General features: G+C 70.6%; 29 protein-coding genes. 16 read left to right on the forward strand and 13 right to left on the reverse strand.

Features of this window, described 5'->3' with window-relative positions; translation table 11 throughout:
* Positions 1–2: 2 nt before the first annotated feature.
* From CRP55_RS34660 to CRP55_RS34680, 5 genes are all read left to right on the forward strand, one after another.
* Positions 3–977, forward strand: a complete 975-nt coding sequence (locus CRP55_RS34660) for a Gfo/Idh/MocA family protein (RefSeq protein ID WP_097325854.1) — start codon at positions 3–5, stop codon at positions 975–977.
* A gap of 12 nt (positions 978–989) precedes the next feature.
* Positions 990–1,817 carry a sugar phosphate isomerase/epimerase family protein gene (locus tag CRP55_RS34665; RefSeq protein ID WP_097325855.1) on the forward strand — a complete coding sequence of 276 codons (828 nt, stop codon included), beginning with the start codon at positions 990–992 and terminating at the stop codon, positions 1,815–1,817.
* The gene (locus CRP55_RS34670; RefSeq protein ID WP_097325857.1) at positions 1,814–2,872 is read left to right on the forward strand and encodes a Gfo/Idh/MocA family protein; all 1,059 of its coding nucleotides are present in this window, start codon (positions 1,814–1,816) and stop codon (positions 2,870–2,872) included. The genes CRP55_RS34665 and CRP55_RS34670 overlap by 4 nt, the downstream gene beginning before the upstream one ends.
* Positions 2,869–3,732: a sugar phosphate isomerase/epimerase family protein gene (locus CRP55_RS34675; protein ID WP_097325859.1), complete on the forward strand. Its 864-nt coding sequence runs from the start codon at positions 2,869–2,871 to the stop codon at positions 3,730–3,732. The genes CRP55_RS34670 and CRP55_RS34675 overlap by 4 nt, the downstream gene beginning before the upstream one ends.
* 111 nt (positions 3,733–3,843) lie before the next feature.
* A complete protein-coding gene (locus tag CRP55_RS34680; RefSeq protein ID WP_097325861.1) occupies positions 3,844–4,593 on the forward strand; it encodes an SDR family oxidoreductase in 750 nt (249 codons plus the stop codon).
* On the opposite strand, the gene CRP55_RS34685 is transcribed toward CRP55_RS34680, so the two are convergent.
* Genes CRP55_RS34685 through CRP55_RS55820 form a run of 3 tightly spaced genes read right to left on the reverse strand, consistent with a single transcriptional unit; the run spans position 4,576 to position 7,343 of the window.
* On the reverse strand, positions 4,576–6,213 hold the full coding sequence (locus tag CRP55_RS34685) for a RecQ family ATP-dependent DNA helicase (protein WP_097325863.1): 1,638 nt from the start codon (positions 6,211–6,213) through the stop codon (positions 4,576–4,578). The two genes, CRP55_RS34680 and CRP55_RS34685, sit on opposite strands and share 18 nt — an antisense overlap.
* Before the next feature lie 40 nt (positions 6,214–6,253).
* The gene (locus tag CRP55_RS34690; protein WP_097325865.1) at positions 6,254–7,195 is read right to left on the reverse strand and encodes a TIGR03557 family F420-dependent LLM class oxidoreductase; all 942 of its coding nucleotides are present in this window, start codon (positions 7,193–7,195) and stop codon (positions 6,254–6,256) included.
* A 16-nt stretch (positions 7,196–7,211) separates the two neighbouring features.
* Positions 7,212–7,343, reverse strand: coding sequence for a hypothetical protein (locus CRP55_RS55820; protein WP_281260836.1), 132 nt, complete (start codon positions 7,341–7,343; stop codon positions 7,212–7,214).
* Between the two features lie 122 nt (positions 7,344–7,465).
* Between CRP55_RS55820 and CRP55_RS34695 the strand changes: the two genes are divergently transcribed.
* From CRP55_RS34695 to CRP55_RS34710, 4 genes are all read left to right on the forward strand, one after another.
* Positions 7,466–9,070 carry a glycoside hydrolase family 3 protein gene (locus CRP55_RS34695; RefSeq protein ID WP_097325867.1) on the forward strand — a complete coding sequence of 535 codons (1,605 nt, stop codon included), beginning with the start codon at positions 7,466–7,468 and terminating at the stop codon, positions 9,068–9,070.
* Positions 9,071–9,179: 109 nt separating this feature from the next.
* On the forward strand, positions 9,180–9,434 hold the full coding sequence (locus tag CRP55_RS34700; RefSeq protein ID WP_097325869.1) for a type II toxin-antitoxin system Phd/YefM family antitoxin: 255 nt from the start codon (positions 9,180–9,182) through the stop codon (positions 9,432–9,434).
* On the forward strand, positions 9,431–9,805 hold the full coding sequence (locus CRP55_RS34705; RefSeq protein ID WP_097325871.1) for a type II toxin-antitoxin system VapC family toxin: 375 nt from the start codon (positions 9,431–9,433) through the stop codon (positions 9,803–9,805). Before CRP55_RS34700 ends, CRP55_RS34705 begins: the two co-directional genes overlap by 4 nt.
* An 85-nt stretch (positions 9,806–9,890) precedes the next feature.
* Complete coding sequence (locus CRP55_RS34710; RefSeq protein ID WP_097325873.1) at positions 9,891–10,394, forward strand: hypothetical protein; 504 nt, start codon at positions 9,891–9,893, stop codon at positions 10,392–10,394.
* Positions 10,395–10,435: 41 nt separating this feature from the next.
* On the opposite strand, the gene CRP55_RS34715 is transcribed toward CRP55_RS34710, so the two are convergent.
* A complete protein-coding gene (locus CRP55_RS34715) occupies positions 10,436–11,524 on the reverse strand; it encodes an FAD-dependent monooxygenase (RefSeq protein ID WP_097325874.1) in 1,089 nt (362 codons plus the stop codon).
* Positions 11,525–11,549: 25 nt separating this feature from the next.
* Between CRP55_RS34715 and CRP55_RS34720 the strand changes: the two genes are divergently transcribed.
* The gene (locus CRP55_RS34720; RefSeq protein WP_097325877.1) at positions 11,550–12,392 is read left to right on the forward strand and encodes an AraC family transcriptional regulator; all 843 of its coding nucleotides are present in this window, start codon (positions 11,550–11,552) and stop codon (positions 12,390–12,392) included.
* Positions 12,385–12,777 (forward strand): VOC family protein, encoded by a 393-nt coding sequence (locus CRP55_RS34725; protein WP_245923568.1) that lies wholly within the window; start codon positions 12,385–12,387, stop codon positions 12,775–12,777. The genes CRP55_RS34720 and CRP55_RS34725 overlap by 8 nt, the downstream gene beginning before the upstream one ends.
* Positions 12,778–12,799: 22 nt before the next feature.
* Here CRP55_RS34725 and CRP55_RS34730 read toward each other — a convergent pair whose 3' ends face one another.
* From CRP55_RS34730 to CRP55_RS34760, 7 genes are all read right to left on the reverse strand, one after another.
* The gene (locus tag CRP55_RS34730) at positions 12,800–13,753 is read right to left on the reverse strand and encodes a sulfite exporter TauE/SafE family protein (protein WP_097325880.1); all 954 of its coding nucleotides are present in this window, start codon (positions 13,751–13,753) and stop codon (positions 12,800–12,802) included.
* Between the two features lie 105 nt (positions 13,754–13,858).
* Entirely contained in the window at positions 13,859–14,476 is a 618-nt protein-coding gene (locus CRP55_RS34735; RefSeq protein WP_097325882.1) for a response regulator, read from the reverse strand.
* The gene (locus tag CRP55_RS34740; protein ID WP_097326095.1) at positions 14,473–15,714 is read right to left on the reverse strand and encodes a sensor histidine kinase; all 1,242 of its coding nucleotides are present in this window, start codon (positions 15,712–15,714) and stop codon (positions 14,473–14,475) included. Before CRP55_RS34740 ends, CRP55_RS34735 begins: the two co-directional genes overlap by 4 nt.
* 20 nt (positions 15,715–15,734) lie before the next feature.
* Entirely contained in the window at positions 15,735–16,475 is a 741-nt protein-coding gene (locus CRP55_RS34745; protein WP_097325884.1) for an ABC transporter permease, read from the reverse strand.
* A 5-nt stretch (positions 16,476–16,480) separates the two neighbouring features.
* The gene (locus tag CRP55_RS34750; protein WP_097325885.1) at positions 16,481–17,380 is read right to left on the reverse strand and encodes an ABC transporter ATP-binding protein; all 900 of its coding nucleotides are present in this window, start codon (positions 17,378–17,380) and stop codon (positions 16,481–16,483) included.
* Positions 17,381–17,478: 98 nt separating this feature from the next.
* Entirely contained in the window at positions 17,479–18,078 is a 600-nt protein-coding gene (locus tag CRP55_RS34755; protein WP_097325888.1) for a hypothetical protein, read from the reverse strand.
* 80 nt (positions 18,079–18,158) lie between these two features.
* A complete protein-coding gene (locus CRP55_RS34760) occupies positions 18,159–19,352 on the reverse strand; it encodes a glycosyltransferase (RefSeq protein WP_097325893.1) in 1,194 nt (397 codons plus the stop codon).
* A gap of 107 nt (positions 19,353–19,459) precedes the next feature.
* Between CRP55_RS34760 and CRP55_RS34765 the strand changes: the two genes are divergently transcribed.
* On the forward strand, positions 19,460–19,924 hold the full coding sequence (locus CRP55_RS34765) for an SRPBCC family protein (RefSeq protein ID WP_097325895.1): 465 nt from the start codon (positions 19,460–19,462) through the stop codon (positions 19,922–19,924).
* Here CRP55_RS34765 and CRP55_RS34770 read toward each other — a convergent pair.
* Positions 19,890–21,464 carry a phytoene desaturase family protein gene (locus CRP55_RS34770; protein ID WP_097325898.1) on the reverse strand — a complete coding sequence of 525 codons (1,575 nt, stop codon included), beginning with the start codon at positions 21,462–21,464 and terminating at the stop codon, positions 19,890–19,892. The two genes, CRP55_RS34765 and CRP55_RS34770, sit on opposite strands and share 35 nt — an antisense overlap.
* A 62-nt stretch (positions 21,465–21,526) precedes the next feature.
* On the opposite strand from CRP55_RS34770, the gene CRP55_RS34775 reads away from it, so the two are divergent.
* From CRP55_RS34775 to CRP55_RS34785, 3 genes are all read left to right on the forward strand, one after another.
* Positions 21,527–22,570, forward strand: a complete 1,044-nt coding sequence (locus tag CRP55_RS34775) for a YihY/virulence factor BrkB family protein (RefSeq protein ID WP_245923569.1) — start codon at positions 21,527–21,529, stop codon at positions 22,568–22,570.
* Entirely contained in the window at positions 22,567–23,031 is a 465-nt protein-coding gene (locus tag CRP55_RS34780; RefSeq protein ID WP_097325900.1) for an SRPBCC family protein, read from the forward strand. The genes CRP55_RS34775 and CRP55_RS34780 overlap by 4 nt, the downstream gene beginning before the upstream one ends.
* Positions 23,032–23,099: 68 nt before the next feature.
* Positions 23,100–23,279 carry a hypothetical protein gene (locus tag CRP55_RS34785; protein ID WP_097325902.1) on the forward strand — a complete coding sequence of 60 codons (180 nt, stop codon included), beginning with the start codon at positions 23,100–23,102 and terminating at the stop codon, positions 23,277–23,279.
* Here the strand turns inward: CRP55_RS34785 and CRP55_RS34790 are convergent.
* On the reverse strand, positions 23,276–23,863 hold the full coding sequence (locus CRP55_RS34790) for a hypothetical protein (protein ID WP_245923570.1): 588 nt from the start codon (positions 23,861–23,863) through the stop codon (positions 23,276–23,278). The genes CRP55_RS34785 and CRP55_RS34790 overlap by 4 nt on opposite strands.
* A gap of 218 nt (positions 23,864–24,081) precedes the next feature.
* On the opposite strand from CRP55_RS34790, the gene CRP55_RS34795 reads away from it, so the two are divergent.
* Positions 24,082–24,288, forward strand: coding sequence for a hypothetical protein (locus CRP55_RS34795; protein ID WP_097325906.1), 207 nt, complete (start codon positions 24,082–24,084; stop codon positions 24,286–24,288).
* Positions 24,289–24,293: the final 5 nt, after the last annotated feature.

The raw sequence follows: 24,293 nt of genomic DNA on the forward strand, positions 1-24,293 counted from the left end.
GGGTGGCGGTGATCGGCCTCGGCACGGTGTCGGTGGTGCATCTGGCCGCCCTGTCCTCTCTCGGCCTGGATCTGGTCGCGACGTCGGAGGGTCGCTATCGCGACCATCGGGTGCTGCTTGATGAGGTACGCCCGGACGCCGTGCACATCTGCACTCCCCATGATCAGCATGTGCCGGTGGCCCTGGACGCCCTGGCCCGGGGTGTGCACGTGCTGCTGGAGAAACCGGTGGCGCACACGGTCGCGGCGGCCGACGAATTGCTCGCGGCGGCGAAGGACAACCCGTCGGTGGCGGTCGGGGTGTGCTTGCAGAACCGCTACAACCTGGCGTCGGTGGCGGCCCGGGAGCTGTTGCTGTCGGGCTCGCTGGGCCCGGTCATCGGCGCCTCGGCGACGGTCATGTGGCACCGCGACGACGCGTATTACCAGGCCCGCCCTTGGCGCGGACAGATGGGGCGCAGTGGCGGCGGCGTCCTGATCAACCAGGCGATCCACACGCTCGATCTCCTGCAATGGCTCCTCGGGGACGTGACCGATATATCCTCCCAGATCGGTCATTTCGCGGGCCGCGAAGTCGAAGACACCGTGACCGCAGTCCTTGATCACGCCAGGGTCGGGCCGCTCGGCGGAGGGCCGGCGGCCGCGGGTGGCAAGCTGCCTGCGCCGGGCGCTCGCAGCGTTTTCTTCTCCACGGTGGCCAATGCCGTGGACTCGCCGGTGACCATTGAGATCACTACCGCGGCGGCGACGCTGGTCATCCGGGGCGATCTGACGATCCGGCACGCGGACGGTCGGGTCGAGGTGATCGCCGAGCGCCGGGCCGAATCCGGTGGGCGTGACTACTGGGGCGCCTCGCATGAGCTTCTCATCGCCGACTTCTACCGCCGCCTGCGTACCGGGGAAGCCTTTGCAATTGATCTTGAAGAGGGGATGAAGTCCCTGCGCCTGGTCGACGAGATCTACCGACAGAACATCTGAAAGGGCTGCACCATGTGGACTCTCTCCGGCTTCTCCGACGAGATCTCCCCCGACTTCACCGAGCAGTGCGAGGTCGCGACCGGGCTCGGCCTGCGCCATCTCGAGGTGCGCAGCGCCTGGGACGTCAACATCCTCGACCTGTCCGGCTCGCAACTCGCCGAGATGCGGAAGACGCTTTCGCGGTACGGGCTGAAGGTGTCCAGCATCGGATCGCCGATCGGGAAGATCTTCATCGACGAGGACTTCGCGCCGCATCTCGAACGGATGCGGCACGCGGCCGAGGTGGCGAAGCTGCTCGACGCCCCGTACATCCGGATCTTCTCGTTCTTCCTGCGGCCCGGCGCGGATCCGGCCGACCACCGCTCCGAAGTGATCGAGCGGATGCGGGCGCTGGTGCGGGTGGCCGAGGAGGCCGACCTGATCCTGCTGCACGAGAACGAGAAGGAGATCTACGGGGACGTGCCCGCACGCTGCCTCGACCTGATCCGGTCGGTCGGCTCGCCCTATCTGCGGCTGGCCTGGGACCCGGCCAACTTCGTGCAGGTCGGCGTCCGGCCCTACACGGACGGTTACGCGATGCTGCGGCCGCACGTGGAGTACATACAGATCAAGGACGCTCTGTTCGCCGACGGCACGGTGGTGCCGGCCGGTGAGGGCGACGGCGAGCTCGCGGCGACCATTCGGGCGCTGCGCCACGACGGATTCGACGGGTTCTTCTCGCTGGAGCCGCACCTCGCGGCGGGGCACGCCCACGGCGGCTTTTCCGGGCCCGAGCTGTTCCGCACCGCGTGGCAGGCCTTCACCGGCCTGCTGAAGAAAGAGGAGATCGAGTACGCATGAGCCGCTACCGCATCGCCCTGGCCGGCGCCGGCGTCATCGGGCGCCATCACGGAATGGTCATCAGTCAGCTTTCCGCCGCCGTGGAACTCGTCGCGGTCGCGGACGTGGTCGTCGAAAGGGCGGCCACGCTGACCTCGGTCCACGGCGGACGGCCCTACCCGTCCCTGGGTGACGCCCTGGCCGCCGAGGAGATCGACATCGTGGTCGTCTGCACGCCGACCGGCCTGCACGGCCCGGTGGCGATCGAAGCGCTGGCCGCCGGCAAGCACGTCATCATCGAGAAGCCGGCCGAGATCACCGTCGCGCGTACCGACGAGATCATTCGCGCCCGGGACAAGGCCGGCAAGTTGGTCACGGTGATCTCGCAGCATCGCTTCGATCCGTCGACGGTGCGCGTCCTCTCCGCTATCGCCGCTGGAGAGTTCGGGCGAGTCAGCTCGGGTATCGCGGCGATCGACTGGTGGCGCGGCCAGAGCTACTACGACTCCGGCGACTGGCGCGGCACGTGGGACCTCGACGGCGGCGGTGCGCTGATGAACCAGGGCGTCCACACGGTCGACCTGCTGGTGGCCGCCCTGGGCAAACCCGTCGAGGTCTTCGCGTACGCCGGCACGCTGGCCCACGAGCGCATCGAGGTCGAGGACGTGGCGGCCGGTGTCGTCCGCTTCGAGTCCGGCGCGCTCGGCGTCCTGCACGCCACCACGTCGGCCTACCCCGGCTTGAGCGCCCGCCTGCACGTGCACGGCGACCGCGGCTCCGCCGTCATCGACAACGACCAGCTGGCCTTCTTCCACGCCACCCCCGTCGGGGAGTCCATCGAGGAGAAGCTGATGGGCGGCACCCGGACCGTGTCGGCCACCGACACCGATTCCGTGGCCGCCGCCAACCCGGGCTCCCTCTCGGACGCCCACCGCCTGCAATACCTGAACTTCCTGGGCGCCTTGGAAGGAACCGACCGCCTGGTGGTCGACCTGGAAACCAACCGCCAATCGATAGCCGCCATCACCGGCGCCTACGAGTCGGCCCGCACCGGAAAGCCGGTGAAACTGGCATGAGCCGCATAGCCGCCAACCCCATCCCCTATTGGGCCACCGCCGGCAAGACGCGTGCCGTCCTGGCCGAGGCGTTCGCCGACTTCCAGCAGATCGGATTCACGGCGGTCAAAGCCGACGTTCCCGACGACATGACCGCCGACGCGTACCGTGGCTGGATAGCCGGCTACGGTCTGCAACCGTCGCTGAGCCTCTTCAACTCCCCGTTCGACGAGACGGTCAGCCTCCCCGGCGAGATCGAGAAGGCCAAGCGTTTCGCCGCCACCCAGGTGGCCCTGGGCCTGGACCGCACGATGGTCTCCTCGATGGGCCGCCCGGAACGCCTCGAGCACCCGGCGGTGGGCGCCGGCTTCGACGCGTCACGCCTGACAAGAGCCATCGACATGTGCGGCGAAATCTGCCGCGCCTTGGCCGCCGAGGGCCTGCGCCCGTTGCACCACTCCCACGTGGGCGGCATCTTCGAAACCGAACACGACATCACCAGCCTCCTGGACGACCTGGGCCCCGACGTGATCGGCTTCGGCCCCGACACCGGCCACCTGCGCTGGGCCGGCATCGACCCGGCCCCGTTCATCCACCGCTACGCCGACCGCCTGGGCGGCATCCACATCAAGGACTGCTTCCCCGACCACCTGACCAACCGCACCCTGTCCTACCGGGAGGCCACGGCATCCAAGCGCCTCTGGGCCGAACCGGGCTTGGGCGTGGTCGACTTCGACGCCGTCCTGGCCGCCATCCCCACCTCGTACGACGGCGACTTCATGATCGAGGTCGACGAGCCCAGCGTCGACTCCAAGCGCGAATCCCACCGCATGTCCTTCGCCTGGGCCCGGAAGGCACTCGCCGCCCGCGTCACGCAGTAGAGCCCGGCCCCGGCCCTCGCCTGTCACGTTTTCGTGCACCGGCGTGGTCACCACGATGTTGTCGATCTTCAACGTTGCGGGCACAGGGTGGCCCGAGTCAGGGGTGGAATCATGCGCATCGTCGTCGCCGGGGGTACCGGGCTCATCGGGTCGCAGGTTGTCGAGTTGCTGCGGGGGCGCGGGCACGACGCGGTGGTCGCCGCGCCGCAGGCCGGCGTGGACACGATCAGCGGGCAAGGTGTGGCCGAGGCGTTCGCGGGGGCCGACGCCGTCGTCGACGTGACGAATCGGGCGGTCTTCGAGCCCGACGTGGTCATGGACTTCTTCACCACCTCGACCCGCACTCTGCTCGACGCCGGGCGAGCGGCCGGGGTGCGGCACCACGTGGTGCTGTCGATCGTCGGGGTCGACCGGCTCCCGTACCCGGGCTATCTGAACGCCAAAGCCGCGCAGGAGCGGCTCGTCGCCGAGTCGGGGCTTCCCTTCACCGTCGTGCGGGCCACCCAGTTCTTCGAGAACCTGAGCACCATCGGCGCCGGCATGGCCCAGGACGACGTGATCGTTCTGCCCACCGCCGACCTCCAGCCGATCGCCGCGGCCGATGTCGCCGGGATTCTCGTGGAGGTCGTCCTGGCCGCACCGGTCGGTGGTGCGGTCGAGGTCGCCGGGCCGGAGCGCGCGCCCTTCGCCCGGTTCGTCGGGCCGGTGCTCGCCGCTCAGGGCGACGAGCGGCCGGTCAAGCCGAGCGCCGGCGCGAGCTACTTCGGGGTGCCGATCGTGCGGGACTCGCTGGTTCCGCTCGGTGCGGCCCGCGCCGGGTGGACGAGCTTCGAGGAGTGGGCCTCACACCGCGGTCAGTAGGGTGTTCTCGAGGACGACCGGCACCGACAGGGTCTTGTAGCCGACCTCGTCGAACAGGACCGTCACCCGCTCCTCCTCGTAACCCATCACCATGCCCTCGCCCCACTCGGCGTGGCGGACCTTGCTGTGGATGGCGAACGGCTCGTCTCCCGAAGCCTGCTCGATCTCCTCGGCCGAGCCCTCGGCGCAGTTGTCGCAGTGGCCGCACGGCTTCTTCAGCTCCTCGCCGAAGTAGGCCAGCAGTGTCTGCGTACGGCAGGCCCGGGTTTGGGCGAAGCCCCTCATCATGTCGGTTCGGGAGCTGTCGAGCGTCTGCTGGCGTTCGTGGACCTTCAAGGCCGCGGCCGCTGCCGCCGCCGGCAGAGGGGCGAAGACCGGCACCGTGATGCGGTTGCCCCGGCCCGTCACCGACGCTCCCACTTCTTCCAGCAGGGCCAGGTAGGCCGACAGCTTCCTCGGGCCCAGGCCCGTCTTCTCCTTCAGCTCCGCTTTCGTCGACGGGCCGGATCGGACGGCGGCCGCCAGTTCGCGCAGCTCCTTCTCGTCGGGGGCGCCGCCGTTGAAGAAGCGCTGGATGGCCTCGTCCTCGGCCCGCCACAGCAGCAGCGCCTGGGCCGGATCGTCGTCGCGGCCGGCCCGGCCGATCTCCTGGAAGTAGCTGTCGGGCGAGTCGGGCAGGGCCATGTGGGCCACCCACCTGATGTTGGGCTTGTCGATGCCCATGCCGAACGCCGACGTGGCCACCATGATGTCGACCTTGTCGTTCGTGAAGTCCTCGTGCTTCTGCTCGCGGGCACCGCCGGCCATGCCGCCGTGGTAGAACTCGGCCGGGTAGCCGGCCTCGGTCAGCTTCTCCGCCAGTTCCTCCGACGCGCGGCGCGTCGGCACGTAGATGATGCCGGGGCGGGCGGCCGAGTCCAACAGCGCCGTCAGCTTGCGCCAGCGGTAGTTCTCGTCGGGGCAGTACGCCGCCTCCAGGAACAGGTTGCGGCGGTCCAGGCCCGACACGTGGATCTCGGGCTTGTTCAGGTGCAGCCGTTCGATGATGTCGTCACGGACCGGCGGCGAGGCGGTCGCGGTCAGGGCGAGCACCGGCGGGCGGCCGATGCCCTTGATCAGGTCGCCCAGGGCGAGGAACTCGGGGCGGAAGTCGTGGCCCCACGACGAGATGCAGTGCGCCTCGTCGACCGCGACCAGGCCGGGCCGCAGCGCGCGCACCTCGGCCATCCGTTCCGGGTCGCTGAGCTGTTCCGGGGTGATGAAGAGGAACTCCGCCTTCCCTTCGGCGATCTCGGCGATGGCCGCGCGCTGCTGCGCCGGCGTCTCGGCCGAGCTCACCCGCACGGCGCGGACGGCCGGGTCGTCGCGCTCGTTGAGGGCGGCGATCTGGTCCTGCTGCAGCGCGAGCAGTGGCGAGATCACCACGGTCGGGCCGGGCAGCAGGACCGCCGGGATCTGATAGATCGCCGACTTGCCGGCGCCGGTGGGCAGGACGACCAGGGCGTCGCGGCGCCGCAGCACGGCGCGCATCGGCTTGAACTGGCCGGGGCGCAGGGAGGGCCACCCGAAGTGCTTGCGGGCGACCTTGCGCAGGCGGGGTCCGTAGACGGGGATCTTCATCGAGCGGCCATTGTGCCCCGGTGTCCGGCTCCGCAAACGCCTAGAGGATCTCCTTGGCGTACAGGTCGAAAAGCCCCTGGTAGTTCGGCCCGGTGTTGGCCACGTACACCTCGTCGAACCCGGCCTTCTCGTACTTCTCGATCATCTCGCGGTGGGCTCGCGGGTCGTTGCCGCAGACGAAGCTCTCCTTGACCATGTCCTGGGTGACGAGCTCGGACGCCTGCTCGAAGTGCTTGGGCGACGGCAACACCTGGGAGAGCTCGCCGGGCACGCCGGAGTTCGGCCATTTCTCGTACGCGATACGCGCCCCCTCCTCCTCGAACGAGGCGAAGGCGGCTTTGAACCCGCCCTGGACGACCTTCTTGCCGCCGCCGGACGAGCGGAAACGCGACACGAGGTCGGCGTCGGGCATGACGCTCACGTAGCCGTCGCCGAGTCGCCCGGCCACCTCGGTCGCCTTGGGCCCGAACCCGGAGATGTGGATCTCGACCGGCGACGACGGCAGCGTGTAGATCCGGGCGTTCTCCACTGTGTAGTGCTTGCCGTGGTGCGAGTAGTTCCCGCCCTCCCACAGACCCCGCATGATCTCGATGGATTCTTCGAGCATTTCCAGCCGTACGTCCAACTCGGGCCACGCGTCGCCGAAGATGTGCTCGTTGAGAGCCTCACCGGTGCCGACCCCCAGCCGGAACTTGCCACCGGTCAGCACGGCGCTGGTGGCGGCGGCCTGGGCGATCACGGCCGGGTGGATGCGTACGGTCGGGCAGGTCACCGCCGTGGTGATCTCCAGGCTGGGCGCGGCCTGGCTGAGCGCGCCGATCATCGACCAGACGAAGGCGCTCTGGCCCTGGGCGTCCACCCACGGGTGGTAGTGGTCGGAGATCCAGAGGGCTTGGAAGCCGGCCTGCTCGGCGCCGCGCGCCTGCTCGATCAGCTCGGCCGGGGTGTATTCCTCGCAAGACAGGAAGTATCCGATGCGCATACCGCCGGAGATACCCCTATTTTTTGCCACCGAACATGCGGCGGATCGCCCAGAGCAGGATCAGCGCGGCCAGGGCGACGCCGAGCAGGCGGACGGCATGCACCTCGGACCAGTCGACACCCGAGGCGGCGAGGGGGATGGCAGTCACGGCGACAGCCTACCGAGCCCCGGCCATGTCCCAGCTAATAGAAAGGTTTGTTGACTAAATCGCGGAGCGATGTGACCATTGGGACCGCACGCGACCAGGCAACCGGGACGTACGGGGGACAAATGCCGAAATTTGGCGAATTGCCGGAGCTTGCCGCGACGGTGCTCCAGCCGGGATTCGTCGGCACCAGCGCACCCGACTGGGTCCGCCGCTGGCTCGGCGAAGGGCTCGGCGGTGTCGCGCTGTTCGCCCGCAACGTCGAGTCGCCGGCCCAGGTCGCGGCGCTGACGGCACAGCTGCGGGCCGAGCGCCCGGACGTCCTGGTCGCCATCGACGAGGAGGCCGGCGACGTCACCCGCTTCGAGTCGCGGCTGGGCAGCTCCCGCCCGGGCAACCTGGCGCTGGGCGCGATCGACGACGCCGCGCTGACCGAGGCCGTCGCCCGCGATCTCGGCGACGACCTGGCCAAGGCCGGCATCACGCTCGACTACGCGCCCGACGCCGACGTCAACAGCAACCCCGCAAACCCGGTCATCGGTGTACGGGCCTTCGGCGCCGAGGCGCAGCTGGTCGCTCGCCATTCGGCCGCCTTCGTGCGCGGCCTGCAGGCGGCCGGCGTCGCCGCCTGCGCCAAGCACTTCCCCGGCCACGGCGACACCAGCGTCGACTCGCACCACGACGTACCGCTCATCGACCGCGACCGGCAGCAGCTGGCCGACTGTGAGCTGGTGCCGTTCCGGGCCGCGATCGAGGCCGGCGTCCAGGTGGTCATGACGGGTCATCTGCTCGTACCGGCGTACGACAAAGAACTCCCGGCGACGCTCAGCCGCCGCATCCTCACCGGCCTGCTCCGCGAGGAGCTGGGTTTCGGGGGCCTGATCGTCACGGACGGCATCGAGATGCAGGGCGTGCGCCGCAAGTACGGCCTGACCGGCGCCACCGTCCGCGCCCTGGCCGCCGGCGTCGACGCGATCTGCGTCGGCGGTGACCACGCCGAGGAGCACACGGCGACCGAGCTGCGCGACGCCATCGTGGCCGCGGTGCTCGACGGCACCCTGCCCGAACAGCGGCTGCGCGACGCCGCCGCCCGCGTCCGCAAGCTCGGCGAGTGGACCACCCGCACACAGACCGCGACCGGCGCCCGGGCCGTGGCCGACGCGGGCCCCGAGGTGGTGTCGATGGCCTTCAGTCCGGTCAAGGGCGGCGGTGGGGCGGTCTTGGACGGGCTTTCTGCGGCGTCCGGTATCGGCATCGGCTTCGACGCCGCCCGCCGGGCCGTCCGGGTGACCCGCACCGAGGACGCGCCCACCCTGCCGATCACCGCGCCGGCGTACGTGGTGGAGTTCGCCCCGCCCCGCAACATCGCCATCGGCGCCGAGACCCCGTGGGGCCTGAGCGCCCCGCTGGACGAGCTGCTCCCCGGCACCGAGACGGCCCGCCTGACCGAGGACGACGACCCGGCCGCCGCGCTGGCCGCGGCCGGCGACCGCCCGCTCGTGGTGGTGGCCCGCGACGTCCACCGCCACCCGTGGCAGGCCGAGGCCCTGACCACGCTGCTGGCCGCCCGCCCCGACGCGATCGTCGTCGAGATGGGCCTGCCGGTGACGGTGCTGGGCGCGATCCACATCGCCACCTACGGCGCCACCCGGGCCTGCGGCCAGGCCGCCGCCGAACTCATCGCCGGCACGGTGGTACCCACCCCCGAGCCCCAGCCGCTGGCCGCCTGAGACCGGCCCGGACGCCGGCGCCCCGGGCCGGAGGGCCGGCCGCCGGCGTCCGGGCCCGCATCCACCAGGCGCGGTCGACTAAGCTGTTAGCTAACCGCGGAGGTGGGCGATGTCAGCAGAAGCAGTGCACTACAACATGCACGACGCCAAGACGCATCTCTCGCGCATCATCGAGCGGGTCGAACACGGCGAAGAGATCATCATCGACCGTGCGGGAACCCCCGTAGCAAAGGTCGTGCCCCTGGTGCGCCGGGTCAACCGCACGGCCATCGGCTCACTTTCTGGCAAGCTCGACTTGTCGGATGATTGGGACTCACCAGCAACAAATGCCGAGATCGCCGCAGAGTTCGGCCTCGGCGAATGAGCTTGCTTCTCGACACCCATGTCGTTTTGTGGGCGATCACTGGCGACGACACCCTGGGCGAGGACTTCCTGGACCGGCTACGCCACGATCCTGACATCTACCTGTCGCCGGTCAGCCTGTGGGAAATCACCATCAAGCAGGCCACAGGCAAGCTCGCCGGCCCAGCTGATCTGGCCGAACGAGTGCGCGACATCGGCTTCCGCGAGCTGCCGGTCACCAGCAGTCACGCCATCGCCGCGGGACGCCTGCCCCTTCACCACCGAGACCCGTTCGACCGCATGCTGGTGGCCCAGGCGGCCACGGAAGGCTTGACGCTTGTTTCCCGCGATGCCTCGGTCGCCCTGTACGACATCGACGTTCTGAAGGTCTGACGACGCCCGTGCCCGCCGCGTCGGGAACGTGTCGGTGGGGTATAAGAGCAGGGGCCTACTGACCGCCGGACGTAAGGAATCACCTGTGAGTGACGAGCCGCTGTACTCGAAGCTGGGCTTCACCGACGCCGAGTGGGGGCTGCTGGTCGGCCTTCCCCAGTCGGTGCTCACCGCGGCCAGCGCCGCCTCGCCGGACAGCACGCGCAAGACCCGGCAGGAGAGCGCGGCCGGCCTCGACGTCATCTCGGACGCCCGCGCCTCGGCCAGCCCGCTCGTCGTGGCCGTGGCCGGCGCCATCGTGTCCCGGGTCGGCGACCCCGACCTGGGCGAGGAGCCGCCGGTCATCGAGCCCGGTGACCCGATCGCGTACGCCGAGGACGTGCTGGGCCGGGCCGCCGAGGCGAACGCCCTGCTGACGGTCAAGGCCGACCAGGCCGACGCCGAGACGTACAAGCACTGGCTCGTCGAGATCGCGGAAAGCGTCGTCGGCGCCGCCTCCACCGGCGGCGTCCTCGGCATCGGCGGCGAGACCGTCACCGACAACGAGCGCGCCTTCCGCGACGACCTGGCCAAGGCGCTGGCCGACTGATCAGCACGCGGGCGGCGGCCGCCGGCTCGCTTACCGACTGATCAGCGCGCGGGCGGCGGCCGCCAGCTGAAGACCGGGTCCATCTGGCGCAACACCAGGTTGGGGCCGAGCTTGCCGGCGACCGCCATGCCCGCGTTGCGCAGGGACGCCGCCGGGCCGCGCAAGCCGGCCAGGCGGCCGACGCGCCGGGACGCGGCGGCGACGTCCGCGGTGCGCGGTGCCCGCTGGTCCGAGTAGGCCGCCAGGTCGCCGGCGTGGGCGGCCAGCACCACGGCGTCCTCCAGGGCCTGGCAGGCGCCCTGGCCCAGGTTCGGGGTCATGGCGTGGGCGGCGTCGCCCAGCAGCGCCACCCGTCCCTTGTGGAAGGCCGGCAGCGGCGTGTCCAGGCAGCGGATGTCGGTACGGATGATCTCGGTGGCGGCCGACATCAGCGACGGGATCGGCTCGTGCCAGCCGCCGAACCAGCGCAGCAGCTCGGCGCGTTCGTCGTCGGCCCGTTCGCCGGGCGGGGCCGGTGCGGTCGCGTAGCAGTAGACGCGGTCGTCGCCCAGGTTGACCACGCCGACCACGGCGCCGTCGCCCCACGTCTCCGACATCTCCAGCTCGCCGGCGGGCCTGGGCACGATGAAACGCCAGCTCGTCATGCCCGTGTAGGTGGGGCCCGGCGCGCTCGGGAAGAGCTTTCGCCGTACGGCCGAATGAAGCCCGTCGGCCGCAACCACAAGATCACCCGGCACTTCGGCGTCCTCGACCGGGGTGTTCAGGCGGAGCGTGACGCCGCCGGACACAGCGGCCTCGGACAGCAGCTGGATCAGGGTGGCCCGGTGGATGACGATCGTGGGCAGGCCGAAGCGGGTCTCGGCGGCGGAGGCGTCGGTGCGGGAGATCCAGCGGCCGTCGGGGCGCTGGATCCCGGCCGTGCCCTGGAGGGCGGCCTGCGCGCGCACCCGCTCCCCCAGGCCGAGCACGTCGAGGGCGCGCAGGCCGTTGGGGGCGACGGCCAGTCCGGCTCCGACGTTCTCGAGGGCGGCGGCCCTCTCCAGGACCGTGACCGTCCAGCCCTGGCGGGTCAGGGCCACCGCCGCGGCGAGGCCGCCCACTCCCGCTCCGATCACTGTGGCATTCGGCATCGTCGCATCGTGTCATGCTCGACACGTGTCCGTCGTCGACGAGTATGCGAGCGGGTGGCCGTCGGCCCGGCTGCGGCCGCATGTCGCCTTCTATTCGGGATATCGGCAGCGTGGCATCGCTCCCGGGCTGCATCGAGGGCTGCCGTCGCCGCACCTGACACTGATCTTCACGATGGACGAGCCGTTGATCGTCGACGCCCATCCGGATCCGCGGCAGCGGGCCGGCAGTTATGACGCGCTGATCGGCGGGCTCCATCTGGGACCGGCGATCATCCGTCACGAGGGACGGCAGTCGGGGGTGCAGGTGGCTCTGCGGCCGCTGGGGTGCCGGGCGCTGCTCGGTGTGCCGGCGGGCGAATTGTCAAGCTTGGACGTTCCGGCGTCGGCCGTGCTCGATGCCGCTCTGATCGCCGAGATCCGGGAGCGGCTGTCCGCGGCGGGGTCGTGGCCGGAGCGGTTCGCGGTGGTCGACGGGGCGCTGTGCCGCCGGATGGGGACGCGTGAGGTGGTCAGGCCCGAGGTCGCGTACGCCTGGAAGCGTCTGGTGACGGGCCACGTGAGTGTCACCGCGGTCGCGGCTGAGGTGGGCTGGAGCGGGCGTCACCTCACCGATCGTTTCCGGGCCGAGGTCGGGCTGCGGCCCAAGGAGGCGGCCCGGGTGGCGCGCTTCGACCGGGCGCGCCGGGCTCTGCGTCCGGGCACCCGGTTCGCCGACCTCGCCTCCGGCTTCGGTTTCTTCGATCAGTCCCATCTTGTACGCGAGTTCCACGCGCTCGCCGGATGCGCGCCATCAGAGTGGCTGGCCGACGAGTTCGGTTTTGTCCAAGCCATGGCCGGCGCGGCCGCGCACCATGAGCGGTATGACTGAACCTCGACCTCAGGTGTGGCCGACGCTGGTGGCCACCGACGCGCGTGCCCTGATCCGCTTCCTCGTCGACGCGTTCGGCTTCACCGAGACCGTCGTGCACGGCGACGAGTCCGGGGTGGCCCACGCCGAGCTGGCCTGGCCGCTCGGCGGCGGCATCATGCTCGGCGACGTCAAGGACGGCGGCATCTGGAAGCTCCAGCCGGGCACCTTCGGCTGCTACGTGGTGGCCGACGACATCGACGCCCTGCACGAGCGGGCGGCCAAGGCCGGCGCCGACATCATCAAGGCCCCCTACGACACCGACTACGGCTCCCGCGATTTCGCGGCCCGCGACCCCGAGGGCAACCTCTGGCAGTTCGGCACCTACCGGGGGACCCCGGCATAGCGGGAAAGGGTGACCGAGAAGGTCAGGCGGCCGGGGCCGGGGTCTTCTCGTCGGGGCGGTCGTCGGTGGCGACGAGCGCCTCGGCCTCGGCGATGATGGCCTCGTCCTCGGCGCGGTGCTTGCGGTACTGCGCGACCGAATAGGCGATCGCGGCCGCCCACACGACGTAGATCACCGCGTAGAAGGTGTAGCGGACGCCGTCCGGCGCGTCGATCCAGTCGCTGCGCAGCAGGGTGCGCGTGTTGGTCAGGATGATCAGGCCGCCGACCAGGGAGCCGAGCACCCGCGGCGGGATGTGCCGGACGAGCCAGGCGGCGATCGGGGCGGCGATGACGCCGCCGATCAGCAGGGCCAGCACCCAGGTGTAGTTGATGTTCTCGTTGCCGATGCCGACGATGAAGCCGAGGCTGGCCGCCACCGCCACCAGGAACTCGCTGGTGTCGATGGAGCCGATGGTCTTGCGCGGCTCGAGCCGGCCGCTGGCCAGGATGGCCGGGGTGCCGACCGGGCCCCAGCCGCCGCCACCGGTGGAGTCGACGAAGCCGGCCACGATGCCGAGCGGGGCCAGGAACCGCTTGCGCAGCGGCTTGCCGAGACGGTCCTTGGGCAGGCCCTGCGTGGTGAAGCGGATGAAGACGTACAGGCCCAGCGCCAGCAGGATGATCGACATCAGCGGGGCCGCGGTCTCGGTCGACAGGTTCGACAGGAAGGTCGCGCCCGCGAACGCGCCGATCGCGCCGGGTACGCCGATCTTGAGGACGACCTTCCAGTCGACGTTGCCGAACTTCCAGTGCGACACCCCGGACACCAGGGTGGTGCCGATCTCGGCGAGGTGAACGGTGGCCGAGGCGGCGGCCGGGCTGGTGCCGATCGCCAGCAGCAACGTGGTCGAGGTGACGCCGTAGGCCATGCCCAGGCTGCCGTCGACCAGCTGGGCGCCCAGGCCGACCAGGGCGAGGAGCAAGAGCTTGCGCATGTCCCTAACCGCCGTTTCCCTAGATATCCCACATACCAAGTTGGTTTGGTGAGAATAGGAAACGGAGAGTGTTCGTGGCAAGTTCTCCCAGTAGCCGGGACGACGTCAGAGCAGGCCGCGCTCGAAAGCGGCCGCCACCGCCGCCGCCCGGTCGCGAACGCCCAGCTTTGCGTACGCGTGCAGCAAATGCGTCTTCACCGTGGCTTCGCTGATGTGCAGGAGCTTGGCCGCCTCGCGGTTCGAGTGCCCCTGGGAGATCAGCTTGAGCACCTCGACCTCGCGCTGACTCAGCGGCTCCTTGGCCGGCGAGCGCAGCGTCCCCATCAGACGCCCGGCCACCGCCGGCGACAGCACCGACTCGCCCCGATGCGCCGCCACGACCGCCCGGAAGAGCTCCTCCCGCGGCGTGTCCTTCAGCAGATAGCCGGTCGCACCCGCTTTGATCGCCGGAAGAACGTCACTATCGGTGTCGTACGTCGTCAGCACCAGCACACGCGCCCGCGACCCCTGCCCGGCGAGCGCGCGAATCGTGCTCACCCCGTCCATGACCGGCATCCGCAGGTCGAGCAGGACCACGTCCGGGTCGACCGAGCCGGCCACCGCCAGCGCCTCCTGGCCGTCGCCGGCCTCACCCAGCACGGCGAACCGGTCGTCGCCGGCGAACATGCCGCGCAGCCCGTCGCGTACCACCGGATGGTCGTCGACGATCAGCAGGCCGATCACGCGGCGGCCCCGGCGAACAGGGCCGGCACGCAGGCCGACAGCGCCGTGCCGCCGCCCGGCTCCGACTCCACCTCGAGCGTGCCCGCGATGCGGCGCAGCCGCTCCTTCATCGCGACCAGGCCGTAGCCGCCCTTCTCGCCGCTGGTGCGCGGGGCGGCCGGGTCGAAGCCGGCGCCGTCGTCGTGCACGTCCAGGGTGACCACATCCTCCATGTAGGACAGGGTGAGCGTCACCCGTTCCGCCGACGCGTGCCGGGCGACGTTGGCCAGGGCCTCCTGCGCCGTACGCAGAAGGGTCGTCTCGATCTCGGGCAGCAGCGGCCGGGCCGGGCCCGTGGTGACCAGCTCGGCGCCGACCCCGCTGAGCCGCGACCAGCTGGTCATGACCTCGCCGATCGCGTCCGGCAGCGCGGCCGCGTCGAGCGTGCGCGGCCGCAGCGCGTGCACCGAGCGGCGGGCCTCGGTGAGGCTGTCGCGGGCCAGTTTCTTGGCCGCCTCGAGATGCCGGTCGCGGTCGGCGCCGGGCGAGCCGGCCGCCTCGAGCTGGGTGACGATGCCGGTCAGCCCCTGTGCGAGCACGTCGTGGATCTCGCCGGCCATCCGCTGCCGCTCGTCGAGCTTGCCGGCCTCGCGGGCCTGCACCATCAGCTGGGCGTGCAGGCCCTCGTTCTCCTTGAGCGCCTCGGCCAGCCTGGCGTTGGCCTCGGCCAGCTCGTCGATGACCTGGACCTGCCGGGCGGCCCGCTCGTCGGCCTTGGCCGTCACTTTGATCATCAGTCCGGAGACGCCGATGTTGATCACGAGCAGCACGGCGATGACCGGCCAGGCCGACTTCTCGTCGAGCACGTAGAAGCCGCCCGCCTGGGAGAGGCCGGTGGGTATCGCGACCAGCACGCCGCCCGCGACCATCCACCGGCTCCGCAAGGCGTACGCCGTGAACAGGTAGCCGGTCCAGGCGAAGAAGCCGAACAGCGGGCTGGACCAGACGAGCACGAAGATCAAGACGATCAGGCCGCCGAAGAAGACGGCCATCTTGCCGCGATGCTGTTCCCACTCCGGGTGCATCGTGACCCACCAGAACAGCCAGGCCGCGGTCACGGCGAGCGCGCCGCCGATGACCGGCCACGGCTGGTGCGGGACGCCGGCCAGGTCACCCAGCGCGATGAGACCGATCGAACAGACCAGGGCTATGTACGGCACTACCGTGATCAGCCGATCCGACTTTCTGCCCGCTGCCATGACCGTCACCGTCAACCCTCTCAGGACCAGCGGAACCATCGGACCGCGAGGAACCCGAACACCACCACGTACCCGAGAAGAACCGTAACCGAGATCGCGGCCGGCCAATGTCCCGTCATGGTGTCGTTGAGGGCACGCTCGGCCGCGCCCAGCGGCGTGAAGTCGGCGACGGTGCGCAGCGCCTCCGGCATCACCTCGCGCGGTGTCCACAGCCCGGCGAAGAACATCAGCGGGAAGAACAGCAACGTGCCGACCGAGTTGCCGGCCTTGCCGGACGGCACCAGCGCGGCGATGACCAGGCCGATCGCCAGCACGCCGGCCGCGCTGAGCAGGAAGGTGAGCACGAAGCCGGCGAACTGCGAGGCCAGCGGCACGTCGAAGGCGATCCGGCCGACCGCCAGCACGAGCCCGGTGGCGACGACCGCGCACAGCAGGTTCGTCACGAGCTGCGCGCCGAGCAGCTTCAGCGGTGACACCGGCGTGGTGGCGAACCGGCGCAGCACCCCGCGTTCCCGATAGGTCGCCAGCACGGCCGGCGCGATCTGGATGGCGACCATGGCCAGGGTCAGCACCACCGCGATGCCGACGTAGAGGTCGATGACCCGGCCGCCGTCCAGGCTGTCCTGCGGCTCCCGGAACGCCGGGATGCAGCCGAGGATGACCACCAGCACCGTCGGGAAGATGATGACGAAGAAGGCGGACATCGGCTCCCGCAGGAACAGCCGCAGCTCGGTCAGGGTCAACTTGGTGAACACGCGCATGGTGGTTACTCCCCCGAGTCGGACCGGCCGGTCAGCCGGACGAACGCGTCGTCCAGGCTGGCCTGCTCGATGCGCAGGTCGTTGGCGATGATGTCGTTGACGGCGAGCACCGAGGTGACCGCGTGCAGCAGGTTGCCGGTGCCGACCACCTCGAGCTGCGAGCCGTGCCGCACCACCTGGCGCACCTCCGGGCGGGCCTCGAGCAGCGCCGTGTCGACCGGCGCCGACGGGCGGAAGCGGATCCGCTGCTCGGTGCTGGTCCCGGCGATCAGCCCGGCCGGCGTGTCCAGCGCGACGACCGCACCGTGGTCGATCACCGCCAGCCGGTCGCAGAGCCGCTCGGCCTCCTCCATGAAGTGCGTGACCAGCAGGATCGTCACCCCCCGATCACGGACGGCCTCGATGAGACCCCACGTGTGGCGGCGAGCCTGCGGATCGAGCCCGGTGGTGAGCTCGTCCAGGATGGCGATCTCGGGATTGCCGACCAGCGCGAGCGCGATCGACAGCCGCTGCTTCTGACCGCCCGACATCTTGGCGTAGCGGGTGGCCAGCGGCACGTCGAGATCACGGGCGAGCGCCTGCCAGTCGGCCGGGCTCGGATAGAAGGAACTGAAGAGCTCGAGCGCCTCACGCCCGCTGAGCTTGTCCGGCAGCTGGCTCTCCTGCAGCTGCACACCGACCAGCCGGCGCAGCTCGGTGTCGGCCGGCGCCCGGCCGAGCACGCGAATCGTGCCGCCGTCACCCCTGCGCAGACCGCTGACACACTCGACCGTGGTCGTCTTGCCGGCACCGTTGGGGCCGAGAATGCCGAAGATCTCTCCCCGCTCGACCGAGAACGAGACGTCCCGCACCGCGACGGTGTCCCCGTACGCCTTTCGCAGATTCTGGACCTCGATGACTGTCATGCATCGAGAATCGCGGTCACAACGGGTGTCCCGAATCGACCGGCAAGCGAAACCCTCCATCCACCGGTTGGTGGATGCGAACCTCCACCGCTGCCCGCCTAGCAGCAGCCGCAACCGCGGACGAGCACGCCCTCGATCGTGCCCCGCACGTCCTGCGCGTGGAGGCCGTCGCCCTCCACCCGGTCGGCGCGCAGCGCGTAGTTCGCGAAGATCTGGGCGCCGCGCAGCGCGGGGTCCTCGGCCCGGGCGATCGAGCCGCAGAGCCGCCCCTGGAGGAAGCCGGGGTCCTCGCACCGCTGGCAGTCCATCACCGGCTCGTGGTGGGTGCCGGCGTTGGTGATGCCCGACAACCGGCCGAACGCCAGTAGGGGGCCCGCCTCCCACCGGAACTCACCGCTGTGGAACCCACGGCCCTGACCACTGCGGTCGAAGACGTGCACCAGGTCGGTCACCCGGATGCCGCCGTTCAGCAGGGGCCGGGACACGTCCGGGTCGTCGCAGTCGAACGGATCCAGGAACAGTTCCAACGTCTGCCGGGTGGTCAGGGTCAGGCACCGTGGGTCCTCGCACTCGCGCCGCTCGGGCTCGGGCTCGGTGAGGCGGCCCTTGACGATCTTCGACACCGGTGCGACGCACATGCGCTGCTCGAGCATCAGCCTCGGGTCGTCCGGACAGGTGACACGCTGAAGGATCGGCATGTCCCCAGCGTCACCATGCCCGGGCGCGGGCCGAAGGCCTCAGTCGCCTCGGCGACTGTCGGAAAGGCAGCGGCCCGAGGTCAGACCATTGCTTCGGTGTTGCTGCCGCGGCGCGAGCCGGTGACGGCCGAGTAGACCGAGCCGATCTGGGCCGCGACGCGCTTCCAGGAATAGGCCTGGCGGGCGCGGTCGAGGGCCGCCGTGCCGTACGCGAAGCGCCGGACCTTGTCGTTGACCAGGCGCCGCAGGGCGCCGCCGAGCGCGCGCGGGTCACGCGGCGGCACGAGGTCGCCGGTCAGGCCGTCGACCACCGTCTCGGTCAGACCGCCGACGGTCGTGCCGATCACCGGGACGCCGCAGGCCATGGCCTCCAGGGCCGCCGGCTCGAACTGCTCCTGCCACGGGGCCGCCACCAGCAGGTCGGCCGAGCGGTACCAGGCCGGCATCTCCCGTGACGGCACCCGGCCGACCAGCTTGAACCGGTCGCCGACCTGGAATTTCTCGGCCAGCGCGCGCAGCGTGGCCGCGCCCGGGTCGGCCTTGAGCTCCTCGGCCGGCGGGCCGCCGACGACGACCACCTCGGCGCCGGGCACGTAGCGCATGGCCTGGATGACGTCGCCGAAACCCTTGCGCTCGACGAGCTTGCCGACGGAGAGGATGCGGGGGCGCTCGGGGTCACGCTCGACCGCGGGGCCCTCGGGGCTGAACCGGATGCTGTCGACGCCGGCCGGAACGACGGTCAGGCGGGCGCGGGGCACGCCGATGCGTACGAGGCCGCTGACCTCGTCCTGCGATTGGGCGACGACGCGGTCGACGGCCCGGCCCAGGGCCCGCTCGTAACCCGAGCGCGAGGGCCGGTCGGCGCCGCCGCTGAGCGAGGGCAGCCCGAGCTCGTGGAACGACTGCACCACCGGGATGCCGAACTGGCGGGCGGCGGTGACCGCGGCCAGGCCGCTGGTCCAGAAGTGGGCGTGGGCGACGTCGGGGTGCCAGTCGCCGGTGCGCCACTCGTCCTCGAGCAGGCGGGCGAACTCGCCCATGTGCGGGAGCAGCAGGTCGGCGGGCACCGCGCGGGCGGGCCCGGCGGGGATGTGGACGACGTGGATGCCGCCCGGCGTGGTGACCACGTCGGCGACGTCCGGTGAGTCGCGACGGGTGTAGACGCGGACCTCGTGACCGATCTCGGCCAGAGCCGTGGAGAGATCGGCGACGTGGGTGTGCTGGCCGCCGTCGCCCAGGGGGCTGGCGTGCTCGGAGATCATGGCGATGCGCACGTGGTCCCTCCGGTCGGGCAGGTGTTCGCCGGAGACCTTGCCCTACGGCAACATCCGTAAACCTGACCTATCCGTTACAGACTGTTCCCGTAGGGTATGTCCTGGCCGTGGCTATCGTGCAGCGTACCGTCCAGGCCCCGCCCGATCGTGTGTTCGCCGTCCTCGCCGACGGCTGGACCTACAGCGACTGGGTGGTCGGCACCGTGCACATCCGTGACGTCGACGAGAGCTGGCCCGCCGTGGGCAGCCGTCTGCACCACAAGGCCGGACCATGGCCGCTCTCCCTGCACGACAAGTCCGAGGTGCTGATCGTCGAGCCGGACAAGCGGCTCCGGCTCAACGCCGGCCTCTGGCCGCTGGGCGAGGCCGTGGTCGACATCAAGCTCGAGCCCGCGCCCGGCGGCGCGACCAAGGTGACGATCGAGGAGGACTTCGAGCGCGGCCCGCTGCTGGCGGTGCGCAACAAGCTCAACGACCTGGTGCTGCACCGCCGCAACATCGAGACCCTGCGCCGCCTGGCCGACATCGCCGAGCGCTCTACCCGCCATACACAGCGCGATGCGCCCCGTTGATGACTGAGCGGTAGCCGGGGACGCGGTACCGGGCCAGGGCGGCCCGGGCCGCGTTGGCGCCGGGGGCGCCGTGGACGCCGCCGCCCGGGTGGGCCGACGAGCTGGCCATGTAGAGGCGGTCGACCGGGGTGTCGGCGCGTCCGATGCCGGGGATCGGGCGCAGGAAGAGCTGCTGGAAGGCGGCCGCCGTGCCGCCGCCGAGGGCACCGCCGACCAGGGACGGGTTCTCGCGCTGCATGTCGGCCGGTGAGTAGACGTTGCGGCCCTCGACCTGGGCCAGGAAGCCCGGGGCGTACTCCTCGACGGTCGCCTCCATGCGGTCGACGTGGGCGGCGATCTCGTCGGGCTCCCAGTGCTCGCGGTGGGGCAGGTGGGTGTACGACCAGACCGATTCGGTGCCCTCGGGTGAGCGGCCCGGGTCGGCCGTGGTCATCTGGCCCAGCAGCATGAACGGGTGGTCCGGCACCTGGTCGGTGGCGAGCCGGGCCGCGTAGCGGGTGAGGCCGTTGAGGTCGGCGCCCAGGTGCACGGTGCCGGCGCCCGCGGCGGCCGGGTTCTTCCAGGGCATCTTCGTACGGACGGCCCAGTCGACCTTGACCGTGGCGCCGTCCCAGCGGAAGTGGGCGAGATCCTCGACCAGCCGCGACGGCAGCCAGCGCTCGCCGACCAGGTCGAGGTACAGGGCGGGCGCGGGCACGTCGGCGATCACGGCCCGCCGGGCCCGGAAGTCGCGGCCGCCGGCCGTTCTGACCCCGACGGCCGTGCCGCGCGCGATCAGCACCCGGGCGGCCGGGGCGTCGTACACAATCTCGCCGCCCTTTGATCGCAATCGCGAGACCAGGGCGTCGGTGATCCGCTGGGCGCCGCCGACCGGCACCGGCCAGCCGTGCTCCTGGCCGAGCATGGCCAGCAGCCAGCCGTAGACGCCGCCGCCGGCCTCCTCCGGCGAGAGGTCGGTGTGCAGGGCGCAGCCGGCCATCAGCAGCGTCGCGCCCTCGCCGCTGAACAGCTCCGAGCCCAGCTCCCGCACCGAGAGCACCAGCCGCCGGGCCAGCCGCAGCGCGTCCACACTGCCCAGTGCGCGCAACAGCGAAAGACCGCCGCGCACCGGCGGGAACGGTGTGAGGATGGTGTCGAGCATCGGGGCCGAGACGTTGCGCCAGTCGTCGTACGCGTTCTTCCAGCGCTCGCCGTCACCGGGCGCGAACCGCTCGACCGACTCCATCGTCCGTACGACATCGGTGTTGATCGTCGCCGCCCGGCCGTCCGGCAGCAGGTGGGTGAGCACGTCCGGCGAGCGGGTCCACTCCAGGTCGAGGTGCAGGTCGCGCAGCACCGGCGACGCGTATCCGAGGGGGTAGAAGGAACTGAAAAGGTCACTGAGATATCCGGGCGCGGTCACGAAGCCGGACCGCACCGCCCCGCCGGGCTGCGGGGTGGCCTCGAGCACCACCACCGACCATCCGGCGTCGGCCAACAGGTTGGCGGCGACCAGGCCGTTGTGGCCCGCGCCCACGATGATCGCGTCTGCAGTCTCCATCGCGTACGTCGTACCCTTCCGGCGGCGTTTGTCACTCATCGCGCCCGGGTAGCAGCCGGAGAGTGGCTGAGCCGACGCTCGACCGGGAATCCGAGGCGCACGCCGCGGACATCACGCCCCGGCCCCTCCCCCGCAAGTTGCGTCAGCTGAGCTGGCGGAGCTGGCGCTCGATCGGCTGGCGGAGCCTCGTCGGCTACGTCGAGGACGACTGCTCCGACTTCGCGGCCGCGATGACCTATCAGAGCTTCATGGCGCTGATCCCGTCGCTGGTCGTCATCGTCGCGCTGATCAACCTGGTCACCGACGGCTCGACCGTGCTCGACGCGACCCTGAGCATCCTGCGCGACCTCGGCATCGGCTCGGTGGTCGGCAACGAGAGCCTGATCTCGGTGATCCAGTCGCTGCTGGTCCAGCAGTCCTCGGCCAAGGTCCTGTTCGGCTTCGGTCTGCTGCTCGCGGTCTGGTCGGCTTCGGGTTATGTGGGTACGTTCACCCGCGCCTCCAACCGCATCTACGGGGTCCAGGAGGGCCGTGTCTGGTGGAAGCTGGAGATCCTGCAGATCGTGCTGGCCGCGGTGGCCCTCGTGCTGCTGGCCGCGGTCGGTGCCGGTCTGGTGATCAGCGGCCCGCTGGTGGACGCGGTCGGCAACGCCCTGCACGCCGGCGAGACGACCCGGCAGGTGTGGTCGGTGGGCCGCTGGCCGGTGCTGGTGGTGATCGCGATGGTGGTGCTGTCGCTGATGTTCTGGATCGCGCCGAACGTGAAGACGCCCCGCTTCCGCTGGCTGACCGTGGGCGGTGCGGTGGCGCTGGGAGCCTGGTCGCTCGCGTCGTTCGGCTTCGGCCTGTACGTGGCGAACTTCGGGTCCTACAACCGCACGTACGGCAGCCTCGGCGCCATTGTGGCGTTCCTCGTCTGGATTTATCTGTCCAACACCGCGTTGCTGCTCGGTGTGCAGGTCAACGCCGAGATTCTGCGCCAGCGGCTGCGCCAGGCCGGCGACGAAGATCCACAAACTCCGCTCGCCCCGCGTTTAGCTCCTTCCTCCCCGGGCACGTCTGAAGGCAGCAAGGCGGGGAAACATCATGAGGAGGAGACACCGTGAGTACGGTTACCGAGTCCGTTGACGTCGACGTGCCGGTGCGAGCCGCTTACAACCAGTGGACCCAGTTCGAGGAGTTCCCCCGGTTCATGGAGGGCGTGAACGAGATCCGTCAGCTCGACGCGACCCACACGCACTGGAAGACCGAGATCGCCGGGGTCAAGCGGGAGTTCGACGCCGAGATCACCGAACAGCTCCCGGACGAGCGGGTGGCCTGGAAGTCGACCGAGGGTGAGAAGCAGGCCGGCGTGGTCACCTTCCACCGGCTCGACGACACGCACACCCGGGTCACGGTCCAGATGGACTACGACCCGCAGGGCCTGGTCGAGAACGCGGGCGACAAGCTCGGCATCGTCGACCGCCGCGTGAAGGGCGACCTCAAGCGGTTCAAGGAGTACATCGAGAACCGTGGCGGCATGGAGACGGGCGGCTGGCGCGGCCAGGTCGACCGCCCCGGCGCCTGATCATCTCATCGCGAACGGCCGCCTTCGGGCGGCCGTTTTCGTGTGCCGGGAACGGGTATGTACGGATCATGACGCATCCCGCAGACGACGGCGTGTGGCGCGACGAGGAGAAGTTGCCCCTCGCCGAGCTCGACAAGGCGATGGCCTCCTGGGACACCGACGGGCAGAACGACCCTTCGGACAACGAGGAGGGTACGGAGGTCACGACCGACCGCCCGGGCACCACGCCCCACACCGGGCCGAACTAGGCCCGCGGCTTGCCGGACTGGGTGGTCGACCTGCGTACGGTCAGGAAACCTATCCCGTCGATGGCCCGCAGCGCGTAGCGATGCCGGGCCGCCGGCCAGATCGCGGGTCCGAGATAGGTCCCGGCCGGAAGCGACTCGGCGACCGTCCAGGGCGTGGTGGCCGAGCCGGCGCCCTGGTCGAGCCCGATCCGCAGCGGCGCACCGGCCGGCATGGTGACCGAGAGCGTTCCCACGCCGCCGGCCAGCGTGACCGGCACCGTGCCGACCGGCTCGGGCAGGCGCAGCTCGATCAGCCCGGAGGCGCCCAGGTCGACCCGCGTGACACGGCCCCGGGCCAGGTCGAGCTGCTGCTCCCCCGCCCCTGCGGGCAGCCGGATGCCCCAGCGGACGTCCCGGTTGAGCACGATGCGCACCTCGTGCGGCCCATCGGTCCCGGTGGCCCGCAGGCCGGCCCGCACCGACATGCCCTCCACACGGACATGTGGCTCCAGGCCGGCGCCGGCCGGTGTGCTGACCCGATAGAGCAAACCCGGCAGGCTGGCCATGATCACCTGCACCCGCGAGGCGGCGTCGTCAACGACCAAAATCGCCTGGGTACGCCCTTGGAGCGCTCCCACGGCCACTCGGCCGGGGGCTTGCGAAGCGATCGTGGGCTTCTGACAGCCACCCAGGAGCAAGGCTCCGACCAGCAGAAACAACGATGTTGAGCGACCTTGACGCAACACTCGGGGCACGATCGGACCAACGCAAAATCGGCCGAACGGGTGACGGCGATCCGCCCTTTCCGAGCCAGACTGTCCGAATGCGTTCTGCCGGATTCCTCACCGACCGCCAGCGTCAACTGGCCTGGCTGGGCTTCCTCCTGGCCGCCTTCCAGGCCCCGCTGGCCGCCAAATTCGTCGACGACGCCTCCTGGCTCTTCGCCGTCGTCGTCGCCCTGGTCGTGGCCACCGTCATCCTCGCCGACGACGCCCAGCGCCGCCGCCCGGCCGTCGAGCCGGTCGAGTAACAGCT

It is taken from the genome of Paractinoplanes atraurantiacus (assembly GCF_900215205.1).
Taxonomy (GTDB): Bacteria; Actinomycetota; Actinomycetes; order Mycobacteriales; family Micromonosporaceae; genus Actinoplanes; species Actinoplanes atraurantiacus.

Bases quoted from the DNA above. Each gene is read 5' to 3' on its own strand.
- CRP55_RS34745 (WP_097325884.1), bottom strand. From the start codon at position 16,475: ATGCGCGTGTTCACCAAGTTGACCCTGACCGAGCTGCGGCTGTTCCTG.
- CRP55_RS34705 (WP_097325871.1), top strand. From the start codon at position 9,431: ATGAGCTTGCTTCTCGACACCCATGTCGTTTTGTGGGCGATCACTGGC.
- CRP55_RS34785 (WP_097325902.1), top strand. From the start codon at position 23,100: ATGACGCATCCCGCAGACGACGGCGTGTGGCGCGACGAGGAGAAGTTG.
- CRP55_RS34700 (WP_097325869.1), top strand. From the start codon at position 9,180: ATGTCAGCAGAAGCAGTGCACTACAACATGCACGACGCCAAGACGCAT.
- CRP55_RS34685 (WP_097325863.1), bottom strand. From the start codon at position 6,213: ATGAAGATCCCCGTCTACGGACCCCGCCTGCGCAAGGTCGCCCGCAAG.
- CRP55_RS34750 (WP_097325885.1), bottom strand. From the start codon at position 17,380: ATGACAGTCATCGAGGTCCAGAATCTGCGAAAGGCGTACGGGGACACC.
- CRP55_RS34665 (WP_097325855.1), top strand. From the start codon at position 990: ATGTGGACTCTCTCCGGCTTCTCCGACGAGATCTCCCCCGACTTCACC.
- CRP55_RS34690 (WP_097325865.1), bottom strand. From the start codon at position 7,195: ATGCGCATCGGATACTTCCTGTCTTGCGAGGAATACACCCCGGCCGAG.
- CRP55_RS34755 (WP_097325888.1), bottom strand. From the start codon at position 18,078: ATGCCGATCCTTCAGCGTGTCACCTGTCCGGACGACCCGAGGCTGATG.
- CRP55_RS34725 (WP_245923568.1), top strand. From the start codon at position 12,385: ATGACTGAACCTCGACCTCAGGTGTGGCCGACGCTGGTGGCCACCGAC.
- CRP55_RS34670 (WP_097325857.1), top strand. From the start codon at position 1,814: ATGAGCCGCTACCGCATCGCCCTGGCCGGCGCCGGCGTCATCGGGCGC.
- CRP55_RS34715 (WP_097325874.1), bottom strand. From the start codon at position 11,524: ATGCCGAATGCCACAGTGATCGGAGCGGGAGTGGGCGGCCTCGCCGCG.
- CRP55_RS34740 (WP_097326095.1), bottom strand. From the start codon at position 15,714: ATGGCAGCGGGCAGAAAGTCGGATCGGCTGATCACGGTAGTGCCGTAC.
- CRP55_RS34680 (WP_097325861.1), top strand. From the start codon at position 3,844: ATGCGCATCGTCGTCGCCGGGGGTACCGGGCTCATCGGGTCGCAGGTT.
- CRP55_RS34770 (WP_097325898.1), bottom strand. From the start codon at position 21,464: ATGGAGACTGCAGACGCGATCATCGTGGGCGCGGGCCACAACGGCCTG.
- CRP55_RS34675 (WP_097325859.1), top strand. From the start codon at position 2,869: ATGAGCCGCATAGCCGCCAACCCCATCCCCTATTGGGCCACCGCCGGC.
- CRP55_RS34695 (WP_097325867.1), top strand. From the start codon at position 7,466: ATGCCGAAATTTGGCGAATTGCCGGAGCTTGCCGCGACGGTGCTCCAG.
- CRP55_RS34795 (WP_097325906.1), top strand. From the start codon at position 24,082: ATGCGTTCTGCCGGATTCCTCACCGACCGCCAGCGTCAACTGGCCTGG.
- CRP55_RS34730 (WP_097325880.1), bottom strand. From the start codon at position 13,753: ATGCGCAAGCTCTTGCTCCTCGCCCTGGTCGGCCTGGGCGCCCAGCTG.